Source organism: Delftia sp. NA_296.1, from assembly GCF_052692095.1.
The window spans coordinates 345,934-371,285 of record NZ_JBQZGF010000006.1 but is presented as its reverse complement, the minus strand read 5'-3'; the positions used below and the strand labels follow the sequence as shown (position 1 = coordinate 371,285).

Here is a 25,352-nt window from a genome sequence, read left to right as displayed (position 1 = left end):
CGCCTTGCGTGGCGCAACCCACAAGGAGTTCTTCCCGTGTCTGCCGTGCCCCGGTTCGCCATTGCGTCCAGCGTCGATACCCACGCCCATGTCTTCGAGCGTGGCCTGCCCATGCCGGATGCGCGCCGCTATGCGCCCGACGAGGACGCGCTCCTGGGCACCTATCTGCACCACCTGGACACGCACGGCCTGGCCCATGGCGTGCTGGTGCAGCCCAGCTTTCTGGGCACGGACAACAGCTACCTGCTCCAGGCGCTGCGCGCCCAGCCTCAGCGCCTGCGCGGCGTGGCCGTGGTGGATGAGAGCACGGGCGATGAACAACTGCAGGCCCTGGCCGATGCCGGCGTGGTGGGCATGCGCCTGAACCTGATCGGCCTGCCTTTGCCCGATCTGAATGCGCCCGGCTGGCGCCGCGTGCTGGAGCTGGCCAACACCCTGGGCTGGCATGTGGAGCTGCACCTGCAGGCCGAGCGCCTGCCGGACCTGCTGCCCGCCTTGCTGGCGGCCGGCTGCCGCGTGGTGGTTGACCACTTCGGGCGTCCTGACCCGGCCCTGGGCGTGCGCGACCCTGGCTTTGGCTATCTGCTGCAGCAGGCCGACAGCGGCCGTGTGTGGGTCAAGCTGTCCGCGCCCTACCGCATCTGGCAGGCCGCCGACTGCGCCGCCTCGGGCCGGCAGGCCACCGCGCAATTGCTGCAGGCCTTCACGGCGGGGCGGTTGCTCTGGGGCAGCGACTGGCCGCACACGCAGCACGCCGGCCAGGCCAGCTATCCGGCGGCCGTGCGCTGGCTGCAGGACTGGCTGGACGATGCCGGCCCCCTGCAGGCCGTGTTGGGCCGCACCGCCTTCGAGCTGTTCCGATTCCAAAACGACATGCCAAACCAAGGAGACACACCATGAATTCCCTGTCCAGACGCACCGCCAGCCTGTGGGCAGCCGCAGGCCTGCTTTCGGCCGTTGCCGGCATGGCCGCGCCGGCTGCAGCGACTGCGGCGGCTGCAGTGGCCAACTACCCCGAGCGCCCCGTCACCCTGGTCGTGACCTATCCGCCCGGCGGCACCGTCGATGTGGTGGCGCGCCTGATCGGCCCCAGGCTGTCTGCCGAGCTGGGCCAGCCCGTGGTGATCGAGAACCGGGGCGGGGCAGGCGGCATGATCGGCGGTGCCCAGGTGGCCAAGGCCCAGCCCGACGGCTACACGCTGATGCTCGATGCCTCCAATCACGCGCAGAACCCCGCCATCCACGCGCGCATGCAGTTCGACACGCTCAAGGCCTTCGCGCCGGTCTCGCTGCTGCTGCGCGTGCCCAATGTGCTGGTGGTTGCGCCTTCGTCGCCCATCAAGAGCGTGCAGGACCTGATCCAGGCCGGCCGCTCCGAAGGGGGCGGGCATCTGTACTTTGCGTCCGCAGGTCCGGGCTCGGCCCAGCACCTGGCGGGCGAGCTGTTCAACCTGTTGGCCAGGACGCAACTGCACCATGTGGCCTACAAGGGCGGCGGCCCGGCCATGATGGATGTGATGTCGGGCCAGGTGCCGCTGATGTTTGCCAGCATGGGCTCCGCCTGGCAGCACGTGAAGACCGGCAAGCTGCGCGCGGTGGCCGTGGGCGGGCTGGAGCGCTCCAAGGCCGCGCCCGAGCTGCCGACCATTGCCGAGTCGGGCGTGCCCGGCTACGAGACCTATGAATGGAACGCCATCTTTGCGCCAGCCGGCACGCCGCCCGCCATCGTGAACCGGCTGTCCACGGTGCTGGCCAAAGTGCTGCGCGAGCCCGCCATCGTGGAGCGGCTCGCTGGCATAGGCGCCGAGCCCATAGGCTCCACGCCGGCCGAACTGGAGACCTTCCGCCGCGCCGAGATCGCCAAGTGGCAGAAGGTGGTGAAGGATTCCCGGCTCAAGCTGGACTGAGCGCGTGCAGGCCAGAAAGCGGACCATTGCGGTCTGCTGTACACCGCAGGCAGCCCTGGCGCGTTGAACAGGTACGGGCGCTGGCTTGAACGGGTTCTTACACCTTTTCAGGCGCAGCGGCCCACGCGGCCCCGCGCGCTTGGTAGAAACGGGGCCTTTCCTGTTTCACCCACTTCAAAAGAACATGGCCCTGCTCACCTTGCGAACCACCTTGCGCGCCGCGGCCGCCTTTGCGCTGGCCTGCTCGGCCCTTGCGGCCCAGGCGCAGACCTATATCAGCGGCTCGGTCTCGGGCCAGCTGGCACCGGGCGTCTACGGCACCGTGGACATCGGCAACGCGCCGCCGCCAGCGCTGCTGTACCAGCGCCCCGTGATCATTGCGCCGGCCCCCATGGCTCCGCCGCCTGTCTACATGTGGGTGCCCCCGGGCCACGCCAAGCACTGGGGCAAGCATTGCGCCCGCTACGGCGCCTGCGGCCGCCCGGTGTACTTCCTGCGCAATCCGCCGCCGCACTGGCATGCCGGGCCGCCGCGTCCCGATCCGCGCTGGCGCGAGGAGCGCCGCCACCGCGAATGGGAACACCGCCGCGACGACCGCCGCTGGGACCGTGACGACCGCCACGATCGCCATGGCGGGCGTGGTGATGACCACCGTGGCCCCGGGCATGGCCATGATCGCGGCCGGGGCCATGGCCGCGATTGAGCGGCACCGCACAAAAATAAGTTGTATCAAGCAGTTGCGGCGCACGGGCGCCGCAACCCGCAGCGCAAGCCTGGCACTGAGCTATGCCGGTTTGCTATAGCTGCTAGCGGGCTTGCTCAGTGGTGCCTGGCCCGCGCCATGCTCACAATAGCTGTCATACCCATACTGATAGAGACAGCCATGCAAACGGCCATTCCCTGCCTGCTGATGCGGGGCGGTACTTCCAAGGGCCCCTTCTTCCGGGCCACCGATCTTCCCTCCGACCTGCCCACGCGCGACCGCGTGCTGCTTGCGGCCATGGGCTCGCCCGACAAGCGGCAGATCGACGGTGTGGGTGGCGCGCATCCGCTGACCAGCAAGGTCGGCATCGTCAGCCTCTCCGACAAGGAAGGCATCGACCTCGAATTCCTCTTCGCCCAGCTGCAGCCCGACAAGGACACGGTGGACACCACGCCCAACTGCGGCAACATGCTGGCCGGCGTGGTTCCCTTTGCGCTGGAGACCGGCATGGTCTCCTCGCGCGGCGAGACCAGCACCTTCCGCGTGCTGACGCTGAACACCGGCATGGCGGCCGACATCACCGTGCAGACGCCCGGCGGCCAGGTGGAGTACGAAGGCTCGGCCCGCATCGACGGCGCGCCCGGCAGCTCGGCACCCATCGAAATCAGTTTCCTGGACACGGCCGGCTCGGTCTGCTCGGGCCTGCTGCCCACGGGCAAGCCCCGGGACACGGTCACGGTGACGGGCGAGGGTTTCGAAGACTTCACGCTTGACGTCACCTGCATAGACAACGGCATGCCGCTGGTGATCTTCAAGGCCGCCGACGTGGGCGCCACCGGCCTGGAGACCGTGGCCGAGCTCAACGCCGACACCGATCTCAAGCGCCGCATCGAGGCGCTGCGCCTGCAGATCTCCCGGACCATGGGCCTGGGCGATGTCTCGGCCAAGAACTACCCCAAGATGACGCTGATCGCGCCGCCCCAGCATGGCGGCGCGCTGACCACGCGCAGCTTCATCCCCCACGTCTGCCATGACGCCATCGGCGTGCTGGCAGCCGTCACCGTCGGCACGGCCGTGAAGATGCCGGGCACCGTGTGCGACGGCGTGGCGCAGCTCACGCAGGGCGCGGGCCCGCTCACGGTGTCGGTGGAGCATCCCACGGGCGAATTCAGCGTGACGCTGGACAGCGATCCGGCCCATCCCGAAGTGGTGACCAAGGCCGCCTTGCTGCGCACGGCGCGCCTGCTGATGCGCGGCGAAGTGATGGTGCCGCGCTCGGTCTGGGACGGCCGCAGGCAGGACTGAAGAAACAGCGCAGGGGCTTGCCGGCCCCTGCGGTGCAAGGGCCGGGCCGCGCGCGCAGATGCGGTATCCGCCAGGCTGAGAGACAGTGGAAGAGACAAGTCATGACATCCGTCCAGAAGGACGCCGCAGCAACCGGCGTCAATGTGCAGACCCTGCTCAATGAGCACCCGTTCTCGGGATTCCAGTGGGTGATCTTTGCGCTGTGTTTCCTGATCGTTCTGCTCGATGGCTTTGACACGGCGGCCATCGGCTACATCGCGCCCTCGCTGATCGGCGAGTGGGGCGTGAGCAAGCCTGCGCTGGCGCCCGTGCTCAGCGCGGCGCTGTTCGGCCTGGCCGCAGGCGCCCTGTTCTCTGGTCCGCTGGCTGACCGGCTGGGCCGCAAGTCCGTGCTGGTGGGTTCGGTGGCGGTGTTTGCCGTGTCCTGCTTGGCTTCGGGCTTCTCACCCGACATCTGGACGCTGGCCGTGCTGCGCTTCGTCACCGGCCTGGGCCTGGGCGCCGCCATGCCCAATGCCGTCACGCTGATGAGCGAGTACTGCCCTGATTCGCGTCGCGCCACGCTGACCAACGCCATGTTCTGCGGCTTTCCGCTGGGCGCGGCCTTCGGCGGCTTTCTGGCGGCCTGGATGATCCCGCATTTCGGCTGGCGCAGCGTGCTCATCCTGGGCGGTGCCGCGCCGCTGCTGCTGCTGGTGGCCCTGGTCGTGCTGCTGCCCGAGTCGGTGCGCCACATGGTGGCCAACAACTACCCGGCTGAACGCATCCGCAAGGTGCTGGCGCGCATTGCCGGTGATGCCGTGCAGGGCGTGCAGCGCTTCGTGATGACCGAGTCCAAGCCCCAGCCCGAATCCCAGGCCAGCAGCGGCATGGGCGTGGTGCTGTCGCGCGAGTACCGGGTGGGCTCGATCATGCTGTGGATCGCCTACTTCATGGGACTGGTCATCTTCTACGCGCTGATGAACTGGATGCCCGTGCTGTTCAAGGAAGCGGGCCTGGATCCCAAGACCGGCACCCTGGTGGCCGCGCTGTTTCCGCTGGGCGGCGTGGGCGCCGTGCTGTTCGGCTGGCTCATGGACCGCTTCAATGCCAACCGCATCATCGCCATCGGCTATGCGCTGACGGCGGCCTCCATCTGGTGGATCGGCCAGACGGCCGGCCACCTGGGCTGGCTGGTGGTGGCCGTCTTCCTGGCCGGCACCATCATGAACACCGCGCAATCGTCCATGCCGGCGCTGGCCGCCGCCTACTACCCCACGCGGGGCCGTGCCACGGGCGTGGCCTGGATGCTGGGCATTGGCCGCTTCGGCGGCATTGCGGGCTCCTTCCTGGTGGCCGAGCTGTCGGCGCGCCAGCTGGGTTTCAGCGAGATCTTTGCCGTGGTGGCCATTCCGGGCGTGATCGCCATGGCCGCCCTCATCATCAAGCAGTACAGCAGTCCCGAGCCGCAGGGCGGCGCGGCGCCTGCCACACCCCTCCACTGACCCCTCCACTGACACATTCCCACCCCATAAAGACGCAGGAGACCATCCGATGATCATCGACGTACACGGCCACTACACCACCGCGCCCGCGGCCCTGGGCGCCTGGCGCGACCTGCAGATCGCAGGCCTCAAGGACCCGTCCAAGGCCCCCAGGGCCAGCGACCTGAAGATCAGCGACGACGAGATCCGCGAGACCATCGAGACCAACCAGCTCAAGCTGATGAAGCAGCGCGGCTCCGATCTCACCATCTTCAGCCCGCGCGCCAGCTTCATGGCCCACCACATCGGCGACTTCCAGACATCGAGCACCTGGGCCGCCATCTGCAACGAGCTGTGCTTCCGCGTCAGCGAACTGTTCCCCGAGCATTTCATCCCGGCCGCCATGCTGCCGCAGTCGCCGGGCGTGGACCCCGCCATCTGCATTCCCGAACTGGTCAAGTGCGTGGAGCAGTACGGCAACGTGGGCATCAACCTGAACCCCGATCCTTCAGGCGGCCACTGGACCTCGCCCCCGCTGTCGGACCGCTCCTGGTATCCCATCTACGAAAAGATGGTGGAGTACGACATCCCCGCGATGGTCCACGTCTCCACCAGTTGCAACGCGTGCTTCCACACCACGGGCGCCCACTACCTGAATGCCGACACCACGGCCTTCATGCAGTGCCTGACCAGCGACCTGTTCAAGGACTTCCCCACGCTCAAGTTCCTGATCCCCCATGGCGGCGGCGCCGTGCCCTACCACTGGGGCCGTTTCCGCGGCCTGGCGCAGGAGCTCAAGAAGCCGCTGCTGGACGAGCACCTGCTCAACAACATCTTCTTCGACACCTGCGTCTACCACCAGCCCGGCATCGATCTGTTGACCAAGGTGATCCCGGTCAAGAACATCCTGTTCGCCAGCGAGATGATCGGCGCCGTGCGCGGCATCGACCCGACCACGGGCCACTACTACGACGACACCAAGCGCTACATCGAGGCCACGGCCAACCTCACCGAAGAGGAGCGCTACCAGGTCTACGAGGGCAACGCGCGCCGCGTGTTCCCGCGCATGGACGCCGCCCTCAAGCAAAAGGGCCTGTAAGCAGGCCGCCACCACAGATCCAAGGAGAACACCATGTACGAACTCGGTGTGGTTTACCGCAACATCCAGCGCGCCGACCGCGCGGCCGCCGATGGCCTGGCCGCCCTGGGCTCGGCCACCGTCCACGAGGCCATGGGCCGCGTGGGCCTGCTCAAGCCCTATATGCGTCCCATCTATGCGGGCCAGCAGGTCTCGGGAACGGCCGTCACCGTGCTGCTGCAGCCCGGCGACAACTGGATGATGCATGTGGCCGCAGAGCAGATCCAGCCCGGCGACATCGTGGTCGCGGCCGTGACCTCGGAATGCACGGACGGCTACTTCGGCGACCTGCTGGCCACGAGCTTCCAGGCGCGTGGCGCGCGGGCGCTGATCATCGATGCCGGCGTGCGCGACGTGAAGACGCTGCAGGAAATGAATTTCCCCGTGTGGAGCCGCGCCATCTCTTCCAAGGGCACGATCAAGGCCACGCTGGGCTCGGTCAACATCCCGGTGGTCTGCGCAGGCATGTGGGTCACGCCCGGCGACGTGATCGTGGCCGATGATGACGGCGTGGTCTGCGTGCCCGCCGCCAAGGCCGCCGCCACGCTGCAAGCCGCGCAAAAGCGCGAAAGCTTCGAGGGCGAGAAGCGCGCCAAGCTGGCCAGTGGCGTGCTGGGCCTGGACATGTACAAGATGCGCGAGCCCCTGGAAAAGGCCGGCTTGCGCTATATCGATTGAGGAGGAAAAGCGCATGAGCAATTTCGAGAAGACCCCCGGCTGGCTGGACTGGTACGCCGGCCCCTCCAAGCCCAAGTTCCAGGTGCCCGCAGGCGCTGTCGATGCCCACTGCCACGTCTTCGGCCCCGGCGATGAATTCCCGTTTGCGCCCGAGCGCAAGTACACGCCCTGCGACGCCAGCAAGCAGCAGCTGTTCGCGCTGCGCGACCACCTGGGCTTTGCGCGCAACGTCATCGTGCAGGCCACCTGCCATGGCGCCGACAACCGCGCCATGGTCGATGCCTGCAAGGCCGCCAACGGCAAGGCGCGCGGCGTGGCCACGGTGCGCCGCAGCGTGACCGATGAGGAGCTGCAGGAGCTGCACGCCGCCGGCGTGCGCGGCGTGCGCTTCAACTTCGTCAAGCGCCTGGTGGACTTCACGCCCAAGGACGAGCTGATGGAGATCGCGGGCCGCATCGCCAAGCTCGGCTGGCACGTGGTCATCTACTTCGAGGCCGTGGACCTGCCCGAGCTGTGGGACTTCTTCACCAGCCTGCCCACCACCGTGGTCGTGGACCACATGGGCCGCCCCGATGTGAACAAGCCCGTGGACGGCCCTGAGTTCGAGCTGTTCCTCAGGTTCATGCGCGAGCACCAGAACGTCTGGAGCAAGGTCAGCTGCCCAGAGCGCCTGTCCGTCACCGGCCCCAAGGCGCTGGACGGCGAGCAAAATGCCTACCGTGACGTGGTGCCCTTTGCCCGCCGCGTGGTCGAGGAGTTCCCCGACCGCGTGCTGTGGGGAACCGACTGGCCCCACCCCAACCTCAAGGACCACATGCCCGATGACGGCCTGCTGGTCGACTTCATCCCGCACATCGCCCCCACGGCCGAACTGCAGAAGAAGCTGCTGGTCGACAATCCCATGCGTCTGTACTGGCCCGAAGAAGCCTGACGGCGACCATGTCCGGCCTGGATGCCGGACATATTCAAGGAGATATCCATGGCATTGGACAAACCCTATCTGGACGTGCCCGGCACCATCATTTTTGATGCCGAGCAGTCCCGCAAAGGCTACTGGCTCAACCAGTTCTGCATGTCGCTGATGAAGGCCGAGAACCGCGAGCGCTTCAAGGCCGACGAACGTGCCTACCTGGACGAATGGGCCATGAGCGAGGAACAGAAGCAGGCCGTGCTGGCCCGCGACCTCAACTGGTGCATGCGCACGGGCGGCAACATCTACTTCCTGGCCAAGATCGGCGCCACGGACGGCAAGAGCTTCCAGCAGATGGCAGGCTCCATGACCGGCATGTCCGAAGAGGAATACCGCAACATGATGGTGGGCGGAGGCCGTTCGGCCGAAGGCAACCGCCGCGTGGGCGAGGAGGGCGATGCCCAGGCCCACCGCCAGCCGCAGGGCAAGGCCGGCAGCGTGGACAAGAACAACAAGGAAGGCAACTGACATGGCGCGCATCACCGCATCCGTCTACACCTCGCATGTGCCCGCCATCGGCGCGGCCATGGACCTGGGCAAGGCAGACGAGCCCTATTGGCAGCCTTTGTTCAAGGGCTTCGAGCACTCGCGCCAATGGCTCAAGGACAACAAGCCCGACGTGATCTTCCTGGTCTACAACGACCACGCGACCGCGTTCAGTCTGGACTTCATCCCGACGTTTGCCATCGGCACGGCCGCTGAATACCAGCCGGCCGACGAAGGCTGGGGCCCGCGCCCCGTGCCCAAGGTCATCGGCCATCCGGAGCTTTCCAGCCACATCGCGCAGTCGGTGATCCAGCAGGACTTCGACCTGACCATCGTCAACAAGATGGACGTGGACCACGGCCTGACCGTGCCGCTGTCGCTGATGTGCGGCGAGCAGGACGCGCGCACGGGCGCCTGGCCCTGCCCGGTGATTCCGTTTGCCGTCAACGTGGTGCAGTACCCCGTGCCGTCGGGCCAGCGCTGCTTCAACCTGGGCCGGGCCATCCGCCGCGCCGTGGAAAGCTTCGACGAAGACCTGAACGTGCAGATCTGGGGCACGGGTGGCATGAGCCACCAGTTGCAGGGCGCGCGTGCGGGCCTGATCAACAAGGAGTGGGACAACCGCTTCCTGGACCTGCTGATCGAGAATCCGGCCGGCCTGGCGAAGATGCCGCATATCGACTACGTGCGCGAAGCCGGCTCCGAAGGCATCGAGCTGGTGATGTGGCTGATCGCGCGCGGTGCCATGGCCGATGTGGATGGCCCCGCGCCGCTGCCCAAGGTCAACCACCGCTTCTACCATGTGCCTGCGTCCAATACGGCCGTGGGACACCTCATCCTGGAGAACGGCTGAGGCCCCCACGTTCATCACTGCGTGTATTCACTGCCCCCCGAGGGGGCCTTCGCCTCCTTGAGGCGGCTCTACGGAGACTCATATGAGCAACAAGACCATCAAAGTCGCCCTGGCGGGCGCCGGTGCCTTCGGCATCAAGCACCTGGACGGCATCAAGAACATCGACGGCGTTGAAGTCGTCTCCCTGGTGGGCCGCGAGCTGGCCAAGACCCAGGAAGTGGCCGACAAGTACGGCATCAAGCATGTGACCACCGAGCTGGCTGACAGCCTGGCCCTGCCCGAGGTGGATGCCGTCATCCTGTGCACGCCTACGCAGATGCATGCCGCCCAGGCCATCGAATGCCTGAAGGCCGGCAAGCATGTGCAGGTGGAGATCCCGCTGGCCGACAGCCTCAAGGACGCGCAGGCCGTGGCCGATCTGCAAAAGCAGACCGGCCTGGTGGCCATGTGCGGCCACACGCGCCGCTTCAACCCCAGCCACCAGTGGGTGCACAAGAAGATCGCGGCCGGCGAGTTCAACATCCAGCAGATGGATGTGCAGACCTATTTCTTCCGCCGCACCAACATGAACGCGCTGGGCCAGGCCCGCAGCTGGACCGACCACCTGCTGTGGCACCACGCTGCCCACACCGTGGACCTGTTCGCCTACCAGGCCGGCAGCCCCATCGTGAAGGCCAATGCCGTGCAAGGCCCCATCCATCCGGAGCTGGGCATTGCCATGGACATGAGCATCCAGCTCAAGGCCGCCAATGGCGCCATCTGCACGCTGAGCCTGTCGTTCAACAACGACGGCCCGCTGGGCACCTTCTTCCGCTACATCGGCGACACCGGCACCTACATCGCGCGCTATGACGATCTGGTCAACGGCAAGGAAGAGAAGATCGACGTTTCCAAGGTCGATGTGTCCATGAACGGCATCGAGCTGCAGGACCGCGAGTTCTTCGCCGCCATCCGCGAAGGCCGCGAGCCCAATTCCAGCGTGGCCCAGGTCCTGCCCTGCTATCAGGTCCTCCATGATCTAGAGCTGCAACTGCAGGCCTGACCCGCCCGGCGAGCCGTCGCAGCGCACCATGTTTCCATCCGGAGTACCGCAATGACCGATTCCTCCTCCAGCAGCCGGGAAGACGTGCCCGAGGCGTCCAATCGCCTCGGGATCGACGGCATAGAGTTCATCGAGTACACGACCAGCCAGCCCCAGGCCCTGGGCCAGGTGCTGGAGGGGCTGGGTTTTCGCCCCGTGGCGCGGCACCGCTCGCGCGAGGTGACGCTGTACCGGCAAGGGGACATGAACCTGGTGGTCAATGCGGGCGCTGCCGATGCGCTGGCCAATGCCGCCTCGGATGGGCAGCCCGTCATCTCGGCCGTGGCGCTGCGCGTGCAGGATGCCCTGCAGGCGCATACGCGCTGCATCGAGCTGGGAGCCTGGGCGGCGCCCAGCCAGGCCCAGGCGATGGAGCTGCACATCCCGGCCATCCACGGCCCGGGTGGCAGCCGCTTCTACTTTGTCGATCGATGGCAGGAGTTCTCCATCTATGACATCGATTTCAAGCCCATCGCCGGGGCCGATCCCCATCCACCGGCGCTGGCCGGCCTGGGCTATTTCGGCGTGGTCCAGTACATAGGGCGTGGCCGCAGCGCCGACTGGATCACCTACTTCGAACGCATGTTCGACTTCCACCTGCTGCCCGACGCGCAGCGCTTCGGCATCCTGCCCAAGGGCAAGCTCATGCGCAGCCCCTGCAAGCGCTTCCTGTGGCAGCTCATCGAGCCCGATCCGGGCCTGGAGTGGGACGACATGCCCGAGCGCCTGCAGCGCATCGGCCTGGGCACCACCGACGTGCCTGGCGCCGTGCAGGCGCTGCGCCAGCGCGGCGTGGAGTTCGTGGAATCGAGCCGCCTGCACCCCGATGACCGCGGTGCGCTCACGCGCAACGCCATGGGCACCGTGGTGTTCGAGCTGGTGCACCGCGACGCCTAGCGCAAAGCCTGGCGCGCCGCCGTCCGATTCAACCGCCGATACACACAACGATCCTGGAGGGCAACATGGGCTTGCTGGACAGCTATGGCATGGACACCATCACTCTGAATGGCTCGCTGGAGGCCAAGCTCGACGCCATCCGGCGCGCGGGCTTCACCCAGGTCATGCTCAGTGCGCGCGACCTGGCCGGCCACCCGGGCGGCGTCAAGGCGGCTGCGGCGGCCGTGCGCGCCAGCGGCCTGCGGCCCACGGGCTTTCAGGTGCTGCGCGACTTCGAGGGCCTGTCCGACCACCTGCACCACTACAAGGTGGACATCGCCAAGTCCATGCTGGAGATGTGCGCCGAGATCGGCAGCCCCGTGCTGCTGGCCTGCTCGTCCACCTCGCGCCATGCCACGGGCGATCTCGACGTGATTGCGCGCGACCTGCGCAAGCTGGCCATGCTCGGCATCCCGCTGGGCGTGAAGATCGCCTACGAGGGCCTGTCCTGGGGCCGCTCCGTCAATGAGTTCACCACCAGCTGGGACGTGGTCTGCCGTGCCGACACGTCCAACCTGGGCATCGGGCTGGACTCCTTCCACATCCTGGCCGCCAAGACGCCGCTGGACGCGCTGGAGCTGATCGACCGCGACAAGATCTTCCTGGTGCAGCTGTCCGACTTCATGTGGCACGACGCCCCCACCTTCGAAGAGCGCATGGCCACGGCGCGCACCTTCCGCGTGTTCCCGGGCGAGGGCGTGCACAGCGAGCGCCTGGCCGACCTGGTGCTGCGCCTGGACCGCCTGGGCTACCGGGGCGACTACAGCTTCGAGGTCTTCAACGACGACTACCAGCAGCTGCCGCTGGACACCGTGGCCGAGCGCGCGCGCCGCAGCGCCCTGTGGCTCAACGACGACGTGCTGCACCGGCCCGTGCCGCTGCCGGCCTGGGCGCGCACGGGCGTGAGGGGCTCGTCGGTTTGACGGCAAAATGGGCCTTCGACATTGCAAGGGAGCGCTGGCCGCTCCCTTGCTTCTTTTCCCTGTGAGAAAACCATGACCAACCTGTCCACACGCCACCTGGGTCCCTTCTCCGTCAGCGCCGTCGGCCTGGGCTGCATGAACCTCAGCCACGCCTATGGCCATCCGCCGTCGCCCGAGCAGGGCAAGGCCGTGCTGCATGCGGCGCTGGACGCCGGTGTCACGCTGTTCGACACGGCGGCGCTGTATGGCTTCGGCGCCAACGAATCCCTGGTCGGGCCCGTGCTCAAGTCCCACCGCAACCACATCACCCTGGCCAGCAAATGCGGCATGGCCGGCGTGCGCGGCGACGACGGTGTGGTGCGCCGCGTGATCGATGGCCATCCCAAGACCCTGCGCCGCAATTGCGAAGACAGCCTGCAGCGCCTGGGCACCGATGTCATCGATCTCTACTACCTGCACCGCTGGGACCGCCGCGTGCCCATCGAGGAATCGGTGGGAGAGATGTCGCGCCTGGTGGAAGAGGGCAAGGTGCGCGCCCTGGGCCTGTCCGAGATCGGCGCCGACGCGCTGCGCCGCGCCCATGCCACCTTCCCCATCGCCGCGCTGCAAAGCGAGTATTCGCTGTGGTCGCGCAATGCCGAACTGGGCACGCTGCAGGCCTGCAAGGAACTGGGCATTGCCTACGTGGCCTTCAGCCCGCTGGGCCGCGCCTTCCTCACGGGCAAGCTCCAGGAGGTCGAGGGCCTGGTCAAGGGCGATATCCGCGCCGCCATGCCGCGCTTCGCGCCCGAGGCCTATGCGAAGAACCTGCAGCTGCTCGCGCCCATGCAGTCCATTGCCGAGCGCGCCGACTGCACGCTGGCCGAGCTGGCCATCGCCTGGGTGCTGCACCAGGGCGAGCATGTGATTGCCCTGCCGGGCACCACCAGCGTGGACCACCTGCACGAAGACCTGCGCGGCGGCGCCGTGCGCCTGGATGCGGCCCTGCTGGCCGAACTGGACGACCTCTTCAAGCCCGAGCGCATCCAGGGCGACCGCTATGCCGTGGCCTCGCAACGCGAGGTGGACACGGAAAAATACGCGTTCGAGACCGTCTGAACACGCCGCAGGCCGCTCATGGCATGGATGCGGCCAGGTCGAATGGCGCCGTGGGCGTGCCCTGGTGGAAGCGCATCTGCCAGCCCCGGGCCGTGCGCAGCCAGACCGAGGAGCGCAGCGTATGCCGGCCGGCCGTTCCATCCTCGGCCACGCTGGCTGAGCGGTAGGTCAGCAGCGCGCTGTCCGGTCCCAGGCGCGCCAGCGCAAAGCCGCCTGACACCAGCCGGGCAGGGACCCCTGCTGGCAAGGCGGCCGCCAGGCTGTCCACGGTGGCGGCCCGGTCGTGCACGCCGCCCGAGCGGCCGAATTCCAGAAAGTCTTCATGCAGCAGCGTCTGCAGCTGGCCTGCGTCCGATCGCACCTGCGGATCGTGCAGCCGCACTTCCAGTGCCTGCAGATGCTGCAGCAGATGGTCGTCGCCGCCATGCGTGTCCAGGTCAGGAAGTTGCGCTATGGCCATGTTGTTCACCATCAGATCAGATCCCGCATGGCCTGCGCCGTCTCGCGCAGCATGGGCAGCACGCGCGCCACGGCGTCCTTGCCGGTTTCGCGGCCCATGGGCATGGTGATGTTGAGGGCGCCGGCCAGCGCGCCGTGGCGGTCGCGCAGCGGCACGGCAATGCCGCGCGAGTCCAGGTTGAGCTGCTGCTCGCACAGCGCCCAGTCCTGGGTGCGGATCAGGGCCAGTTCGCGGCGCATTTCGGCGGGGCAGGTGATGGTGTGCGAGGTGAAGACCGTCAGCGCGCGGTTGTCCAGCCAGTGCTCCAGCTCGGCGTCGCTGCGCATGGACAGCATCAGCATGCCGGCCGCCGTCACCTGGGCCGGCACGCGCGCGCCCAGCACGTAGCCGGTGTTCATGTTGCGGTTGGGTCCGTTGCGCGCGATGTATACCACCTCGTCGTCGTCCAGCACCGCCAGGTAGGCGGTTTCATGGGTGCCGGCCGCCACGCGCTGCAGAAACGGCTGGACGATGCGCGGCAGCCGCGCCGACTCCAGGTACGACTGCCCCAGCCGCAGCACGCGCGGCGTGAGCCAGAACAGCTTGCCGTCCCCCGCCACGTAGCCCATGTGCTGCAGCGTCAGCAGGTAGCGCCGTGCGGCGGTGCGCGTCATGCCCGTGCGCTGGCCTGCCTCGGCGGCCGTCATGCGCGGGTGGGCGTCGTCAAAGGCTTCGATGATCGATACGCCGCGTTCCAGTCCGGCAATCCAGTCGCGCTGGGCGAGGGTGGAAGGTGTTGTCATGACGGTTTTGATTTTTCCGTATTAACCCTGGGTGCGTGCGATTATCGAACAGCGCGGTGCGATCAGCGCACATGCCCCTGGAAATTGGCTTGGGCAGATTCATAGGCGGGAACTACATTTTTTACATCCCGCTGGCCTGGCCGCAAGCATCCATCACGTGCCGCAGCGGGGATCTTTTGCCTGGAGGAGACAACACATGAGCGCAACACCGGTACATACGCAGTCAACGCAGCACCAACCCAGGAAGGCCGCAACCAGCGGCTGGATAGGCTCGGCTCTGGAGTACTACGATTTCTTCATCTACGCCACGGCTGCGGCGCTGATCTTTCCGCAGATCTTCTTTCCGCAGGGTGATCCGGCGATTGCCATCATCGCCTCGCTGGCCACCTATGGCGTGGGCTATGTGGCGCGGCCCATCGGCGCCTTCGTGCTGGGCCACCTGGGCGATACGCACGGGCGCAAGCAGGTGCTGGTGTGGTGCATGTTCCTGATGGGCTTTTCCACCATCGCCGTGGGGCTGCTGCCCACCTATGACCAGGTCGGCCTGTGGGCACCGGCGCTGCTGGTGCTGATGCGGCTGATCCAGGGCTTTGCGGTGGCCGGCGAGATCTCGGGCGCCAGCTCCATGATCCTGGAGCATGCCCCGTTCGGGCGGCGCGGCTTCTTCGCCAGCTTCACGCTGCAGGGCGTGCAGGCCGGCCAGATCCTGGCAGCGGCCGTGTTCCTGCCGCTGGCGCACTACATGCCCACCGAGCAGTTCAACAGCTGGGGCTGGCGCATTCCCTTCATCCTGAGCTTCGTCGTCATCATCGCGGGCTGGATCATCCGCCGCGAGGTCAACGAAACCCCGGCCTTCACGGCAGCAGGCCGCAGCGAGGCGCGTCCGCGTTCGCCCGTGGTCGAGGCCTTCCGCCACCATTCGCCCGACATGCTGCGCGTGGTCTGCATGGCGCTGATGAACGTGATCCCCGTGGTGGCCACCATCTTCGGCGCGGCCTACGCGGTGCAGCCCGCCTACGGCATCGGCTTCGCCAAGGACATGTACCTGTGGATTCCCGTGGTGGGCAACATCGTCGCGGTGCTGGTGATCCCCATGGTGGGCAACCTGTCCGACCGCATCGGCCGGCGCCCGCCCATTATCTTCGGCGCGCTGCTGTCCGGGCTGCTGGCCATCGGCTACCTCTACGCCATCAGCACGCGCAACATGCCGCTGGCCTTCGCCATGTCCATCCTGATGTGGGGCGTGGTCTACCAGGGCTACAACGCGGTGTTCCCCAGCTTCTACCCCGAGCTGTTCCCGACCCGCACACGCGTCTCGGCCATGGCCATCTCGCAGAACGTGGGCACGGCCATCACCGCCATGCTGCCCGCGCTGTTCACGGCCGTGGCGCCTCCGGGATCCCAGAACATCTGGCTGACGGTGGGGCTGATCGCCTTCGGCATCACCGTGGTCGCAGCGCTGGCCGCCTGGAGCGCCCGCGAGACCTACCGCGTGCGCATGGAGGATCTGGGCGAGGCCGGTGCGCAGCCTGTGGACCCCGCCGAGTACGAGCGCCTGCGCACCCAGGCCCTGGCCCAGTCCGGCCGTTGAATTGCACACGCCACATTCCGCCAACCCAAGCATCCGAAAGCCCAGGGAATGATTTCCGGAAAAACCACCCTCATCGCGCACATCGGCGACCCGACCGAGACCTTCAAGTCGCCCATGATCTACAACCCATGGTTCGACGGCCGGGGCATAGACGCCTGCGTCGTGCCCATGGGCGTGAAGGCGGCGCATTTCGCGCCGGACTTCGCGGCCATCATGCGTTTCACCAACCTGCGCGGCGCGCTGATCACCATGCCGCACAAGGTGTCCGTGGTGGACCTGGTGCACGAGGTCACGCCTGCCGTGCACATTGCAGGCGCCTGCAATGCCGTGCTGCGGCGCGAGGACGGCTCGCTGCTGGGCGACCAGTTCGACGGCGCAGGCTTTGTGCGCGGCGTGCTGCGCAAGGGGCGGCAGCTGCAGGGCGCGCGGGTGCTGATTTCCGGGGCGGGTGGCGTGGGCTCGGCGATTGCCGCCTCGCTGGCGGCGGCCGGCGTGGGCGAGCTGATGCTGTTCGACACGCGGGACGAGAGCGCGCAGGCCCTGGCCGGGCGGCTCGCTGCCTACTACCCGAGGATGAAGGTGGGCACGGGCTCCAGGGACCCGCAGGGCTTTGACGTGGTCGTCAACGCCACGCCGCTGGGCATGAAGGACGATGACCCGCTGCCGTTCGATGTGCAGCGCATTGCGCCCACCACCTTTGTGGGCGAGGTGGTGATGAAGTCCGAGTTCACGCCCCTGCTGCGCGCCGTGCGCGACAAGGGCTGCGACTTCCAGGTGGGCACGGACATGCTGTTCGAGATGATTCCCGCCTACCTCGAATTCTTCGGCTTCGGCAGCGCCACGCCCGACGAGCTGCGCGCCACCGCCCACATCTCCTACTGATCCAGCCGACAGACAACCGGCCCTGAATGCGTCCAGGGCAGGGCGCAGCCACGCCCGAAAAAGCATTTTTCACAGAGAAGGAGACAAGACCATGCAACAGCAAATGCACCAGACACCGCGAGTGCCGCAGCGCGGGGCCCTTCGCATCCTGGCCCTGACCACCGTGCTGGGCGCCTGGGGCGCGGGTGCCCACGCCCAGTCCTCGGTCACCATCTACGGCAGCGTGGACCAGTACATCAACCACATGCGCAGCAGCTCGGGCGCATCCATGACCACGCTGGAGGACGGCGCCCTGCTGCGCAGCCGCCTGGGCTTTCGCGGGCAGGAAGACCTGGGCGGCGGCCTGTACGCGAAGTTCCAGCTGGAGATGGGCATCAACGCCGACAACGGCACGCAGGCCGACAGCACGCGCGGCTTCGACCGCCAAAGCTGGGTGGGCCTGGGCGGCGGTTGGGGCGAGGTGCGGCTGGGCCGGCAGAACACCGTGATCTTCGGGCGCGGCGACTACATCGACTTCACCTCGCGCACGTTGGGATCGATGGTCAACAACTTCGGCGTACCCTCGCGCTTCGACAACGACATCTCCTACACCTCGCCGCGCGTGGCCGGCTTCCTGTTCGAGGCCCACTACGCCATGGCCGAGACCGGTGCTCCAGCGCGCCAGGCCATCTACCAGCTGGGCCTGGACTACCTGAACGGCCCCTACCGCGTCGGCTATGCAGGCCTGTATGCGCGTGCGCCGCAGAGCGCGGCCTATACCGACGCGGTCCGCTACGACAACCTCTACGCCAACTACGACTACGGCAAGGGCAAGGTCCAGCTGGCCTTTGTGCGGTCCAACAACAGCACGGCGGGCTCGGCGGGCAACAACACGGGCACGGTGCTGGGCAATGTGGGCGGGCTGGTGGCGGGCACGAATGCCGATGTGCGCCGCTTCTACCGCGTCTGGCAACTGTCGGCCGACTACCGCGTGACGCCGCAACTGCGCGTGGGCGCACTGTGGGGCCGCATACAGGATGGCTCGGACAGCGGGCGCGGCGCATCGGGCGGCGCGGTCGCGGCCTACTACGACCTGTCCAAGCGCACCATGCTCTACGCGGTGGCCGAGCAGTTGAAGAACGACCGCAATGCGGGCTTCCGGCTGGCGGCCTCGGGCGGCATGAAGCCCAACTTCACATCGGCCGACGACGTCAACGGCCGCACCATCAAGGGCGTGCAGCTGGGCGTGCTGCACCGCTTCTGAGGGGCATGCCATGGCACAGCTGCACCCGCTTCGCATTGCCGTGGCCGGCGCCGGCGCGATCGGCCAGGCGCATATCGCCGCCATCGGGGCCCAGGCGGACTGCCGTCTGTCCGCCATCGTGGACCCGGCGCCCGCAGCCCGGGAGCTTGCCCAAAGGGCCGGAGTGCCGCTGTGGCGCGACCTGGGCGAGCTGATCGCCCATGACCGGCCCGACGCCGTGGTGCTGGCCACGCCCAACCGCCTGCATGCCCCGCAGGCGGCGCAGTGCATGCATGCGCGCCTGCCCATCCTGCTGGAAAAGCCCGTCACCTCCACCGTGGCCGAGGCACAGCGCCTGGCCGCGCTGGCCGAGCGCAGCGGCGCCCGCGTGCTGGTGGGCCACCACCGCGCCCACAGCCCGATCATGGCGCGGGCCGCGGCCCTCATTGCCCAGGGGCGGCTGGGCCGCCTGGTGGCCGTGACCGGCGCGGCCCTGTTCTACAAGCCGGACGCCTATTTCGAGGAAGGTCCCTGGCGCCGCGAGGCCGGGGGTGGACCCATCCTGCTCAACATGATCCACGAGGTCCACAACCTGCGCATGCTGTGCGGCGACATCGTGGCCGTGCAGGCCTTCGCCTCGCATGCCACGCGCGGTTTTGCCGTGGAAGACACGGTGGCCATCAACCTGCGCTTTGCCAGCGGTGCGCTGGGCAGCTTTGTGCTTTCGGACACGGCCGCCAGCGCGCGCAGCTGGGAGCAGACCTCGCAGGAGAACAAGGCCTATGCCAGCTATGAGGACGAAGACTGCTACCTGGTGGCGGGCACCTTCGGCTCGCTGGCCATACCGAGCATGCGGCTGAAGACCTATGCATCGGCCGAGCAGCGCTCCTGGAATGAGCCCTTCGACCTGGATGTGGCCGCCGTGGAGCGCGAAGACCCGCTGGTGCGCCAGATGGCGCATTTCGCGCAGGTGGCGCGCGGCCTGGCGCAGCCCCTGGTCAGCGTGCACGACGGCCTGCGCAACCTGCAGATCACCGAGGCCATTGCAGAAGCTGCCCGCATGGGCGCCGCCATCGACACCACGGCGTGACCCGGACACCACCGGCGCGCATCCTCCATCCATGACATCAAGCCACGGAGCCTCCATGAAAAAGATCCTGATGCTGCACGGCATCAACCACAACATGTTCGGCCAGCGCGACCCCGCCCAATACGGCACGGTCACGCTGGCCGAGATCGACGCCTCGCTGCGCAGCCTGGGCAGCCAGCTGGGCTGCGAGGTGGACAGCTTCCAGACCAATTGCGAAGGCGCCATGTGCGATCGCATCCACCAGGGCTTTCGGGACGGCGTCGATGGCGTGCTCATCAACGCCGGCGCCTGGACGCACTACAGCTACGGCATCCGCGACGCGCTGGCCATGCTCACCGTGCCCGTGGTGGAGATCCACATGAGCAACATCCATGCGCGCGAGCCCTTTCGCCACCACTCGGTGTTTGCCGACATCGCCCGGGGCCAGATCTGCGGCTTCGGCGCGGACAGCTATCTGCTGGGCCTGCGGGCCGTGCTGTCCGCCGCCGCATAGGATGCATGGCGCGCAACTGGCCATGTATCGTCCTTCGAACTCCCTCGCTCGACGCGCTGCATGCCGTGACCAGGCTTCATTGAGATGAACTTCGCCAATCCCGGCCCGCGCCGCTCCGTTTCCTTTCTTCTGCTGCTGCCGCTGCTGCTGGCCGCGCAGCCGGTCGCCACCGATGGCTATCTGCCGGCGTTGCCCGAGATCGCGCGCGACCTGGGCTCGGCCAGCAGCAGCCTGACCGTGTTCATGCTGGCCTTCGGTGTCGCCCAGCTGGTGTGCGGGCCGCTGGCAGACCGCTTCGGGCGCCGGCCCGTTCTGCTGACGGGTTTGGCCTGCTACACGGCAGCGGCGGCCGGCTGTGCGCTGGCGGGCAGCGCGGACGCACTGGTGGCCTGGCGCGCCGTGCAGGGCGCGGCCATGGCGGCCATCCTGGTGTGCGCACGGGCTGCGGTGCGCGACCTGTATCCGGCCCATGAAGGGCCGCGCATCATGGCCCGTGGCCTCACAGGCCTGGGGCTGGTGGCTCTGGTGGCGCCGATTGCCGGTGCATGGGGAGTCCAGGCCACTGGCTGGCGCTGGGTGCTGGTGGCGATGGGCGTCTACTCGCTGGCTTTGCTGGCACTGTGCTGGCGCACTTTCAGCGAGACGCGGCAAATGCCGGCGGAGTCTTCCCCGGTCCTCGCATCCGTACCCGTACCCGTATCCGTATCCGCTGGCGGTGTGCGCCAGGTGATCGCCGACCCCGGCTTTTGCGCCTGGACGGCGCTGGCCGCAGCCACCTACGGCGGCATCTTCTGCTTTTTGCTGCTGTCGCCGATGGTGTACGTCGACCTGTTCGGCCTGTCGCCCGTGCTCTACGGCTGGATTCCAGCGGGCGGCTCGCTGGTCTACATCCTGGGCATCACATGGTGCCGGCGCCTGCTGTCGCGCCACGGGCCGGTGCGCACGGTGCAGCTGGGCGCTTCGCTCAGTCTGCTGGGGCCGTGCATCCAGATCGCCGGCTGCGTGCTGGCGCCGGCCTCGCCCTTTCCACTGCTGCTGGGGCACGCGGTGTATGCGCTTGGCCATGGCCTGCACCAGCCTTGCGGCCAGGCGGGCGCGGTGGGGGGCCTGCCGCCTCAGCTGGCCGGGCGGGCCGTGTCGTGTTCGGGCTTTGCGATCATGTGCGTGGCCTTCTGCGCCGGCCAGCTGGCGGCGCAATTTGTCGATCCGACGATGCGCCACGGTGCCTGGCCGATGGTGTTGCCCATGGCGCTGGCAGGCGTTGTGCTGGTCTTCATCGCCTTTGTCTGGCTGCCGTGGCTGTACCGGGTGCCGTCAGCGCAAAGGGTTCAGCCCCGGTCATGACACCGTTCACGCATCCGCGCGGTATTCCCCCCGATGCTTCATGAACCGGTGGTAGGACATGCGCAGGTGCAGCTGCATAACCTGGCGTGCCAGCTCCCCATCCCTGGCACGTATGGCGATCACCAGGTCGCAGTGGTGGTGCAGGCTTTGCACCAGCTCTTCGGGCGTGTAGATGTAGAACGACCGCTTGATGATCGGCATGTCGATCATCGTCGCCAGCATGGTCTTGAGGCGCGGCGAGCCCGATGCCTCGATCAGCGCGTGGTGAAAATCCCGGTTGGCTGACTGCACCTCGCCAATGCCGTCGTGGCCAGCGGCAATGCCGGCCTCCATGCGCTGGTTGCTGGCCTCCAGCTCATCGGCCAGCCCCTCGCCGCCGCGCGTGGCCGCGAGGAACGAGGCGTACGGCTCCAGCAGCATGCGCAGCTGGAAGGTTTCCTCCACATCCCAGTCGCTCCACTCCGACACGCGGATACCCTGGCCCGCGCCATCGGTGGCCAGGCCATCTTCCACCAGGCGGTGCAGCGCATTGCGCACCGGCGTGCGGCTCAGCCCCAGGTCGCGGGCAATGGGCTCCTCCTTGAGCTGTTCGCCGGGTCGGTAGTGGCCGCCGATGAGCCGCTGCCGCAGAACCTCGTACGCCTTGTCTTTCACGTTTTGCACTGTGTTTGCACCAGGTGGGTGGGGATGGTGCGCCGATTCTAGGTGACGAAGGAGGGGCTCGCTGCGCTGCGCTTCATTCGAAAAAATACAAAACAAGTACAAATATCCGCAGTTCTACGGGAAATCTCTATGAATGGATCGGAGGTGCACTCCATAGACTGCGCTCAATGTTTTAAATTTGTACTTTTATGAAGTTCGCAATACTGGGTGGTGGAATGGTCGGCGCCTGCTACATGCAGGCCTTTGTGGAGCAGGGGCACAGCCTGGTGGGCCTGTGCGACCTGCAGCCCAACGCTGCGGTGGCCGACGCCGTGCAGGCCGCTGGCGCGCAGGTGCATACCGCGCCCGGTGCCTGGCTGGCCGAGGCCGACGTGGTGGTGAGCGCCGTGTTCGGCACCGTGGCGCGCAGCCTGTTCGAGGCCTGCCTGCCCCATCTGCGCGATGGCGTGGTCTATGTGGACATGACCACGGCCGACCCGCAGGAGATGCGCGAATGCGGCGAGCTGGCCCGGCGCGTCGCCCAGGGCAGGGCGGTGCACTTCGTGGACGTGGCCATCACCGGCGCGGTCAACCTGGGCGGCAGGAAGACGCCGCTGCTCGTGGCCGGTGGCAAGGCCGGTTTTGTACAGGAATTGTTCTTGCCCCTTGGCGGCTCCGTTCGCGTGGTGGGCGGACAGCCAGGCGATGCCGCCGCGCTCAAGCTCCTGCGCAGCATCTACACCAAGGGGACCGAGGCGCTGGCCGTGGAGTGCCTGGTGACGGCCCAGCAGATGGGCCTGCGCGAGCAGCTGCATGCCGTGCTGCAGGACATCGACGAGACACCGCTGCGCACGCTGATGGAGTCCATGGTGCGCACGCACATCCCGCATTCCGCACGCCGCCGCAACGAGGTGGCCGAGGCCCGGCAGCAGATGGCCCGCAACGGCCTGGCGCCCATCGCCTTGCCCGCTGTCGAGGCGCTGTTCGCCGCCACGGCCCGGGCGCATGCGGCCCAGCCGTTCACCAGCACCTCCACCGACGACGCCATCGATTGGCTGGGCAGCCACGTGCTCGCCAGCCAAACCTGATCAACGTACCCCTGCGCCAACCGACACCACCAAAGGAGACATCCGCAATGACGACCCCGACCCGATGCCGCCTGGCCCTCACCGGCCTGCTGGCACTGACCGCTGCCGCCATGGCCCCGGCCCATGCCCAGGGCACCTATCCGCAGCGGCCCATCAGGTTCATCGTGCCCTTTCCGGCCGGTGGCGGCACCGACAACCTCACGCGGCTGGTCGGCACCAAGCTCACCGAGGCCCATGGGTGGGCCATCGTGGTGGAGAACAAGCCCGGTGCCGGTGGCAACCTGGCTCTGGACCAGGTGGCCAAGGCCCCCGCCGACGGCCTGACCCTGGTGATGGCTCAGACCGACAACGTGGTGCTCAACCCGCTGCTGTACTCCAAGCTCACCTACAACCCCGACAAGGACCTGCGCGCCGTGGCCCTGGTCGCAGCCGGCCCGGCCGTGCTCGTGGTGAATGCCGATTCGCCGTACAAGTCCCTGGACGACATCGTCCAGGCGGCGAAGAAGGACCCCGGGCGCCTGAGCTTTGCCACGCCGGGCACCGGCACCATTTCGCACCTCATCAGCGAGGCCTGGCAGAAAAGCTCGAACGTGAAGTTCACCCACGTGCCGTTTCGCGGCATGGCGCAGGCCATGCCCGACCTGCTGGGCGGGCGCATCGACATGTACATGGGCTCCGTCCCCACGCTGCTGTCGCACATCCAGTCGGGCAAGGTGCGCGCCATCGGCGTGACCACCGCGAGCCGCTCCAAGCTGCTGCCCGACGTGCCGACCTACACCGAATCCGGCATCAAGGGCGTGGAGCTGGCCAGCGTGTGGGGCGTGATGGCCCCGGCCGGCACCTCCGACGCCATCGTCAAGCAGCTCAACGAAGCCATCAACAAGGTGGTGAACGCACCCGACACGGCCAGGAAGATCGCCGACTCCGGCGCGGAACTCATCACCGGCACACCGCAGGACATGGCCAGGCTCTACGCCAGCGACCGCGCACGCCTGGCACCCATCGTCAAGAGCTCTGGCACCACGCTCGATTGAGCGGCACGGCTTTCATTCCATCCACTCTGAGTACCACACCATGATCGGTCTTCAAATTCTGAAGCGGCAACGCGCTGTCAGCCTTGATATTGCCAGGCGCTATCTCGACGTGCCTGTTGCCAACGTCAGCGACTGCATGGCCCGCATGACGGCGGGCGGCGCGCGGTTGCGCCCCATGCACGGCGGCGGGCGCATGGCCGGCCCCGCGTTGACCATCAAGACACGCCCGGGCGACAACCTCATGCTCCACAAGGCACTTCAACTGGCCAGCCCAGGTGACGTGATCGTGGTGGATGCGGGGGGCGACCTCACCAACGCACTCATCGGAGAAATCATGGTGGGAGACGCCATGCGTCGCCAGCTGGGCGGGATCGTGATCAATGGCGCGATCCGGGACGCGGCATGGATTCGTGCTGGCAGCTTCCCGGTATTCGCAGCGGGCGTCACGCACCGCGGACCCTACAAGGACGGCCCGGGCGAAATCAATGTGCCTATCGCCATCGATGGCATGGTGATCGAGCCCGGTGACCTCATGATTGGCGATGACGATGGCTTGCTGTGCGTACCGCATGCGCAGGCGCAGGCCTTGCTGGATGCGGCACACGAAAAGCAGGTCGTTGAGGCCAGGATGGTGGCCGACATCGCTGCCGGCACCTACAGCGCGCCATGGATAGACGAGACGCTCAAGCGTCTGGGGTGCCCGATTCAGCCGTAGCGCCGGTGCGGCATCACCCATACAGCACCCATCCAGCACCCACGGCCCGTCCGCCTCAAGCCTCGGCCAGCGCCTTCAGATGGCTTTCCAGGCCACCCGTGCCGCTGGCCGCGTTCACATGGTCGAAGTAGCCGTACCAGCCGCTGGCCTTGATGCCCGCCAGCAGGGCATCGCGCGCGGCGGTATCGGGAAAGCGCCAGATGCCCAGGAAGCGGTGGGGGCTGGCCTGGTCCAGGCCGCGGTCGGTCTCGGCCAGGGCCAGCACCTGCACGCCCATGGCAGCCAGCCCGCCCATGGCGCTGGCAACCCCTTCCAGAAACTGCTGGCGCTGCGCGGCGGGCAGGGCCAGCCAGGCGGGGTTGGGGGAATAGAGCTCGACCAGATAGTGGGACATGGTGTTTCCTGGGGTTGAGGCGCTGTGCGCCAGGTGTGGTGTCGGCATATTGTATGGCGGCTAATCATATATTT

General features: G+C 67.4%; 27 protein-coding genes. 23 read left to right on the top strand and 4 right to left on the bottom strand.

Annotated elements, in window-relative coordinates; translation table 11 throughout:
* The first annotated feature begins 36 nt into the window (after window positions 1-36).
* From ACUTR7_RS17670 to ACUTR7_RS17605, 14 genes are all read left to right on the top strand, one after another.
* Complete coding sequence (locus ACUTR7_RS17670) at window positions 37-900, top strand: amidohydrolase family protein (RefSeq protein ID WP_099733302.1); 864 nt, start codon at window positions 37-39, stop codon at window positions 898-900.
* The gene (locus ACUTR7_RS17665) at window positions 897-1,907 is read left to right on the top strand and encodes a tripartite tricarboxylate transporter substrate binding protein (protein WP_445609418.1); all 1,011 of its coding nucleotides are present in this window, start codon (window positions 897-899) and stop codon (window positions 1,905-1,907) included. Before ACUTR7_RS17670 ends, ACUTR7_RS17665 begins: the two co-directional genes overlap by 4 nt.
* 184 nt (window positions 1,908-2,091) lie before the next feature.
* Window positions 2,092-2,610 (top strand): hypothetical protein, encoded by a 519-nt coding sequence (locus ACUTR7_RS17660; RefSeq protein WP_034395652.1) that lies wholly within the window; start codon window positions 2,092-2,094, stop codon window positions 2,608-2,610.
* Window positions 2,611-2,790: 180 nt separating this feature from the next.
* Entirely contained in the window at window positions 2,791-3,915 is a 1,125-nt protein-coding gene (locus ACUTR7_RS17655; RefSeq protein WP_034395655.1) for a 4-oxalomesaconate tautomerase, read from the top strand.
* 101 nt (window positions 3,916-4,016) lie between these two features.
* On the top strand, window positions 4,017-5,399 hold the full coding sequence (locus ACUTR7_RS17650) for an MFS transporter (protein WP_445609417.1): 1,383 nt from the start codon (window positions 4,017-4,019) through the stop codon (window positions 5,397-5,399).
* 49 nt (window positions 5,400-5,448) lie between these two features.
* Window positions 5,449-6,477 carry an amidohydrolase family protein gene (locus tag ACUTR7_RS17645; protein ID WP_445609416.1) on the top strand — a complete coding sequence of 343 codons (1,029 nt, stop codon included), beginning with the start codon at window positions 5,449-5,451 and terminating at the stop codon, window positions 6,475-6,477.
* Window positions 6,478-6,510: 33 nt separating this feature from the next.
* On the top strand, window positions 6,511-7,194 hold the full coding sequence (gene ligK / locus ACUTR7_RS17640; protein WP_071956256.1) for a 4-carboxy-4-hydroxy-2-oxoadipate aldolase/oxaloacetate decarboxylase: 684 nt from the start codon (window positions 6,511-6,513) through the stop codon (window positions 7,192-7,194).
* 13 nt (window positions 7,195-7,207) lie between these two features.
* Window positions 7,208-8,125 (top strand): amidohydrolase family protein, encoded by a 918-nt coding sequence (locus tag ACUTR7_RS17635; protein WP_123693905.1) that lies wholly within the window; start codon window positions 7,208-7,210, stop codon window positions 8,123-8,125.
* Window positions 8,126-8,173: 48 nt separating this feature from the next.
* Window positions 8,174-8,632, top strand: coding sequence for a protocatechuate 4,5-dioxygenase subunit alpha (ligA, locus tag ACUTR7_RS17630; protein WP_012206248.1), 459 nt, complete (start codon window positions 8,174-8,176; stop codon window positions 8,630-8,632).
* Window position 8,633: 1 nt separating this feature from the next.
* Complete coding sequence (locus ACUTR7_RS17625; protein WP_445609415.1) at window positions 8,634-9,503, top strand: class III extradiol dioxygenase subunit beta; 870 nt, start codon at window positions 8,634-8,636, stop codon at window positions 9,501-9,503.
* Window positions 9,504-9,585: 82 nt separating this feature from the next.
* Window positions 9,586-10,545, top strand: a complete 960-nt coding sequence (locus ACUTR7_RS17620; protein ID WP_197943729.1) for a Gfo/Idh/MocA family oxidoreductase — start codon at window positions 9,586-9,588, stop codon at window positions 10,543-10,545.
* 51 nt (window positions 10,546-10,596) lie between these two features.
* Window positions 10,597-11,481 carry a 4-hydroxyphenylpyruvate dioxygenase gene (locus ACUTR7_RS17615; RefSeq protein WP_012206245.1) on the top strand — a complete coding sequence of 295 codons (885 nt, stop codon included), beginning with the start codon at window positions 10,597-10,599 and terminating at the stop codon, window positions 11,479-11,481.
* A 65-nt stretch (window positions 11,482-11,546) separates the two neighbouring features.
* Complete coding sequence (locus ACUTR7_RS17610; protein WP_192366581.1) at window positions 11,547-12,443, top strand: sugar phosphate isomerase/epimerase family protein; 897 nt, start codon at window positions 11,547-11,549, stop codon at window positions 12,441-12,443.
* Window positions 12,444-12,515: 72 nt separating this feature from the next.
* Window positions 12,516-13,541: an aldo/keto reductase gene (locus ACUTR7_RS17605; RefSeq protein ID WP_012206243.1), complete on the top strand. Its 1,026-nt coding sequence runs from the start codon at window positions 12,516-12,518 to the stop codon at window positions 13,539-13,541.
* A 16-nt stretch (window positions 13,542-13,557) separates the two neighbouring features.
* On the opposite strand, the gene ACUTR7_RS17600 is transcribed toward ACUTR7_RS17605, so the two are convergent.
* Together ACUTR7_RS17600 and ACUTR7_RS17595 are read right to left on the bottom strand one after the other, a co-directional pair.
* On the bottom strand, window positions 13,558-14,001 hold the full coding sequence (locus ACUTR7_RS17600; RefSeq protein WP_445609414.1) for a nuclear transport factor 2 family protein: 444 nt from the start codon (window positions 13,999-14,001) through the stop codon (window positions 13,558-13,560).
* An 11-nt stretch (window positions 14,002-14,012) separates the two neighbouring features.
* Complete coding sequence (locus tag ACUTR7_RS17595) at window positions 14,013-14,783, bottom strand: IclR family transcriptional regulator domain-containing protein (protein WP_012206241.1); 771 nt, start codon at window positions 14,781-14,783, stop codon at window positions 14,013-14,015.
* A gap of 196 nt (window positions 14,784-14,979) precedes the next feature.
* Between ACUTR7_RS17595 and ACUTR7_RS17590 the strand changes: the two genes are divergently transcribed.
* From ACUTR7_RS17590 to ACUTR7_RS17565, 6 genes are all read left to right on the top strand, one after another.
* Window positions 14,980-16,374: an MFS transporter gene (locus ACUTR7_RS17590; protein ID WP_065346195.1), complete on the top strand. Its 1,395-nt coding sequence runs from the start codon at window positions 14,980-14,982 to the stop codon at window positions 16,372-16,374.
* A gap of 48 nt (window positions 16,375-16,422) precedes the next feature.
* Window positions 16,423-17,256: a shikimate dehydrogenase family protein gene (locus tag ACUTR7_RS17585; RefSeq protein WP_065346196.1), complete on the top strand. Its 834-nt coding sequence runs from the start codon at window positions 16,423-16,425 to the stop codon at window positions 17,254-17,256.
* A gap of 91 nt (window positions 17,257-17,347) precedes the next feature.
* Window positions 17,348-18,499 (top strand): porin, encoded by a 1,152-nt coding sequence (locus ACUTR7_RS17580; protein ID WP_071956252.1) that lies wholly within the window; start codon window positions 17,348-17,350, stop codon window positions 18,497-18,499.
* 10 nt (window positions 18,500-18,509) lie between these two features.
* A complete protein-coding gene (locus tag ACUTR7_RS17575; protein WP_071956251.1) occupies window positions 18,510-19,568 on the top strand; it encodes a Gfo/Idh/MocA family protein in 1,059 nt (352 codons plus the stop codon).
* 55 nt (window positions 19,569-19,623) lie between these two features.
* The gene (gene aroQ / locus ACUTR7_RS17570) at window positions 19,624-20,061 is read left to right on the top strand and encodes a type II 3-dehydroquinate dehydratase (RefSeq protein ID WP_071956250.1); all 438 of its coding nucleotides are present in this window, start codon (window positions 19,624-19,626) and stop codon (window positions 20,059-20,061) included.
* A gap of 84 nt (window positions 20,062-20,145) precedes the next feature.
* Window positions 20,146-21,405, top strand: coding sequence for an MFS transporter (locus tag ACUTR7_RS17565; protein WP_445609413.1), 1,260 nt, complete (start codon window positions 20,146-20,148; stop codon window positions 21,403-21,405).
* A 6-nt stretch (window positions 21,406-21,411) separates the two neighbouring features.
* Here ACUTR7_RS17565 and ACUTR7_RS17560 read toward each other — a convergent pair whose 3' ends face one another.
* Entirely contained in the window at window positions 21,412-22,068 is a 657-nt protein-coding gene (locus tag ACUTR7_RS17560; protein WP_012206234.1) for a GntR family transcriptional regulator, read from the bottom strand.
* 188 nt (window positions 22,069-22,256) lie between these two features.
* On the opposite strand from ACUTR7_RS17560, the gene ACUTR7_RS17555 reads away from it, so the two are divergent.
* The 3 genes from ACUTR7_RS17555 to ACUTR7_RS17545 are packed head-to-tail and all read left to right on the top strand — an operon-like array spanning window position 22,257 to window position 24,884.
* Window positions 22,257-23,135, top strand: coding sequence for an NAD(P)-dependent oxidoreductase (locus tag ACUTR7_RS17555; RefSeq protein ID WP_216294418.1), 879 nt, complete (start codon window positions 22,257-22,259; stop codon window positions 23,133-23,135).
* A 47-nt stretch (window positions 23,136-23,182) separates the two neighbouring features.
* Window positions 23,183-24,169, top strand: a complete 987-nt coding sequence (locus ACUTR7_RS17550; RefSeq protein ID WP_445609412.1) for a Bug family tripartite tricarboxylate transporter substrate binding protein — start codon at window positions 23,183-23,185, stop codon at window positions 24,167-24,169.
* Window positions 24,170-24,209: 40 nt separating this feature from the next.
* On the top strand, window positions 24,210-24,884 hold the full coding sequence (locus ACUTR7_RS17545; protein ID WP_445609411.1) for an RraA family protein: 675 nt from the start codon (window positions 24,210-24,212) through the stop codon (window positions 24,882-24,884).
* Between the two features lie 55 nt (window positions 24,885-24,939).
* Here ACUTR7_RS17545 and ACUTR7_RS17540 read toward each other — a convergent pair whose 3' ends face one another.
* A complete protein-coding gene (locus ACUTR7_RS17540; protein WP_034395706.1) occupies window positions 24,940-25,278 on the bottom strand; it encodes a DUF6616 family protein in 339 nt (112 codons plus the stop codon).
* Window positions 25,279-25,352: the final 74 nt, after the last annotated feature.

Excerpts from the sequence above, each read along its gene's own strand:
- ligA (WP_012206248.1), top strand. The coding sequence starts at position 8,174 with ATGGCATTGGACAAACCCTATCTGGACGTGCCCGGCACCATCATTTTT.
- ACUTR7_RS17540 (WP_034395706.1), bottom strand. The coding sequence starts at position 25,278 with ATGTCCCACTATCTGGTCGAGCTCTATTCCCCCAACCCCGCCTGGCTG.
- ACUTR7_RS17600 (WP_445609414.1), bottom strand. The coding sequence starts at position 14,001 with ATGGCCATAGCGCAACTTCCTGACCTGGACACGCATGGCGGCGACGAC.
- ACUTR7_RS17580 (WP_071956252.1), top strand. The coding sequence starts at position 17,348 with ATGCAACAGCAAATGCACCAGACACCGCGAGTGCCGCAGCGCGGGGCC.
- ACUTR7_RS17645 (WP_445609416.1), top strand. The coding sequence starts at position 5,449 with ATGATCATCGACGTACACGGCCACTACACCACCGCGCCCGCGGCCCTG.
- aroQ (WP_071956250.1), top strand. The coding sequence starts at position 19,624 with ATGAAAAAGATCCTGATGCTGCACGGCATCAACCACAACATGTTCGGC.
- ACUTR7_RS17625 (WP_445609415.1), top strand. The coding sequence starts at position 8,634 with ATGGCGCGCATCACCGCATCCGTCTACACCTCGCATGTGCCCGCCATC.
- ACUTR7_RS17590 (WP_065346195.1), top strand. The coding sequence starts at position 14,980 with ATGAGCGCAACACCGGTACATACGCAGTCAACGCAGCACCAACCCAGG.
- ACUTR7_RS17555 (WP_216294418.1), top strand. The coding sequence starts at position 22,257 with ATGAAGTTCGCAATACTGGGTGGTGGAATGGTCGGCGCCTGCTACATG.
- ligK (WP_071956256.1), top strand. The coding sequence starts at position 6,511 with ATGTACGAACTCGGTGTGGTTTACCGCAACATCCAGCGCGCCGACCGC.
- ACUTR7_RS17660 (WP_034395652.1), top strand. The coding sequence starts at position 2,092 with ATGGCCCTGCTCACCTTGCGAACCACCTTGCGCGCCGCGGCCGCCTTT.
- ACUTR7_RS17585 (WP_065346196.1), top strand. The coding sequence starts at position 16,423 with ATGATTTCCGGAAAAACCACCCTCATCGCGCACATCGGCGACCCGACC.
- ACUTR7_RS17575 (WP_071956251.1), top strand. The coding sequence starts at position 18,510 with ATGGCACAGCTGCACCCGCTTCGCATTGCCGTGGCCGGCGCCGGCGCG.
- ACUTR7_RS17595 (WP_012206241.1), bottom strand. The coding sequence starts at position 14,783 with ATGACAACACCTTCCACCCTCGCCCAGCGCGACTGGATTGCCGGACTG.
- ACUTR7_RS17565 (WP_445609413.1), top strand. The coding sequence starts at position 20,146 with ATGAACTTCGCCAATCCCGGCCCGCGCCGCTCCGTTTCCTTTCTTCTG.
- ACUTR7_RS17550 (WP_445609412.1), top strand. The coding sequence starts at position 23,183 with ATGACGACCCCGACCCGATGCCGCCTGGCCCTCACCGGCCTGCTGGCA.
- ACUTR7_RS17605 (WP_012206243.1), top strand. The coding sequence starts at position 12,516 with ATGACCAACCTGTCCACACGCCACCTGGGTCCCTTCTCCGTCAGCGCC.
- ACUTR7_RS17545 (WP_445609411.1), top strand. The coding sequence starts at position 24,210 with ATGATCGGTCTTCAAATTCTGAAGCGGCAACGCGCTGTCAGCCTTGAT.
- ACUTR7_RS17620 (WP_197943729.1), top strand. The coding sequence starts at position 9,586 with ATGAGCAACAAGACCATCAAAGTCGCCCTGGCGGGCGCCGGTGCCTTC.
- ACUTR7_RS17610 (WP_192366581.1), top strand. The coding sequence starts at position 11,547 with ATGGGCTTGCTGGACAGCTATGGCATGGACACCATCACTCTGAATGGC.
- ACUTR7_RS17650 (WP_445609417.1), top strand. The coding sequence starts at position 4,017 with ATGACATCCGTCCAGAAGGACGCCGCAGCAACCGGCGTCAATGTGCAG.
- ACUTR7_RS17655 (WP_034395655.1), top strand. The coding sequence starts at position 2,791 with ATGCAAACGGCCATTCCCTGCCTGCTGATGCGGGGCGGTACTTCCAAG.
- ACUTR7_RS17635 (WP_123693905.1), top strand. The coding sequence starts at position 7,208 with ATGAGCAATTTCGAGAAGACCCCCGGCTGGCTGGACTGGTACGCCGGC.
- ACUTR7_RS17665 (WP_445609418.1), top strand. The coding sequence starts at position 897 with ATGAATTCCCTGTCCAGACGCACCGCCAGCCTGTGGGCAGCCGCAGGC.
- ACUTR7_RS17615 (WP_012206245.1), top strand. The coding sequence starts at position 10,597 with ATGACCGATTCCTCCTCCAGCAGCCGGGAAGACGTGCCCGAGGCGTCC.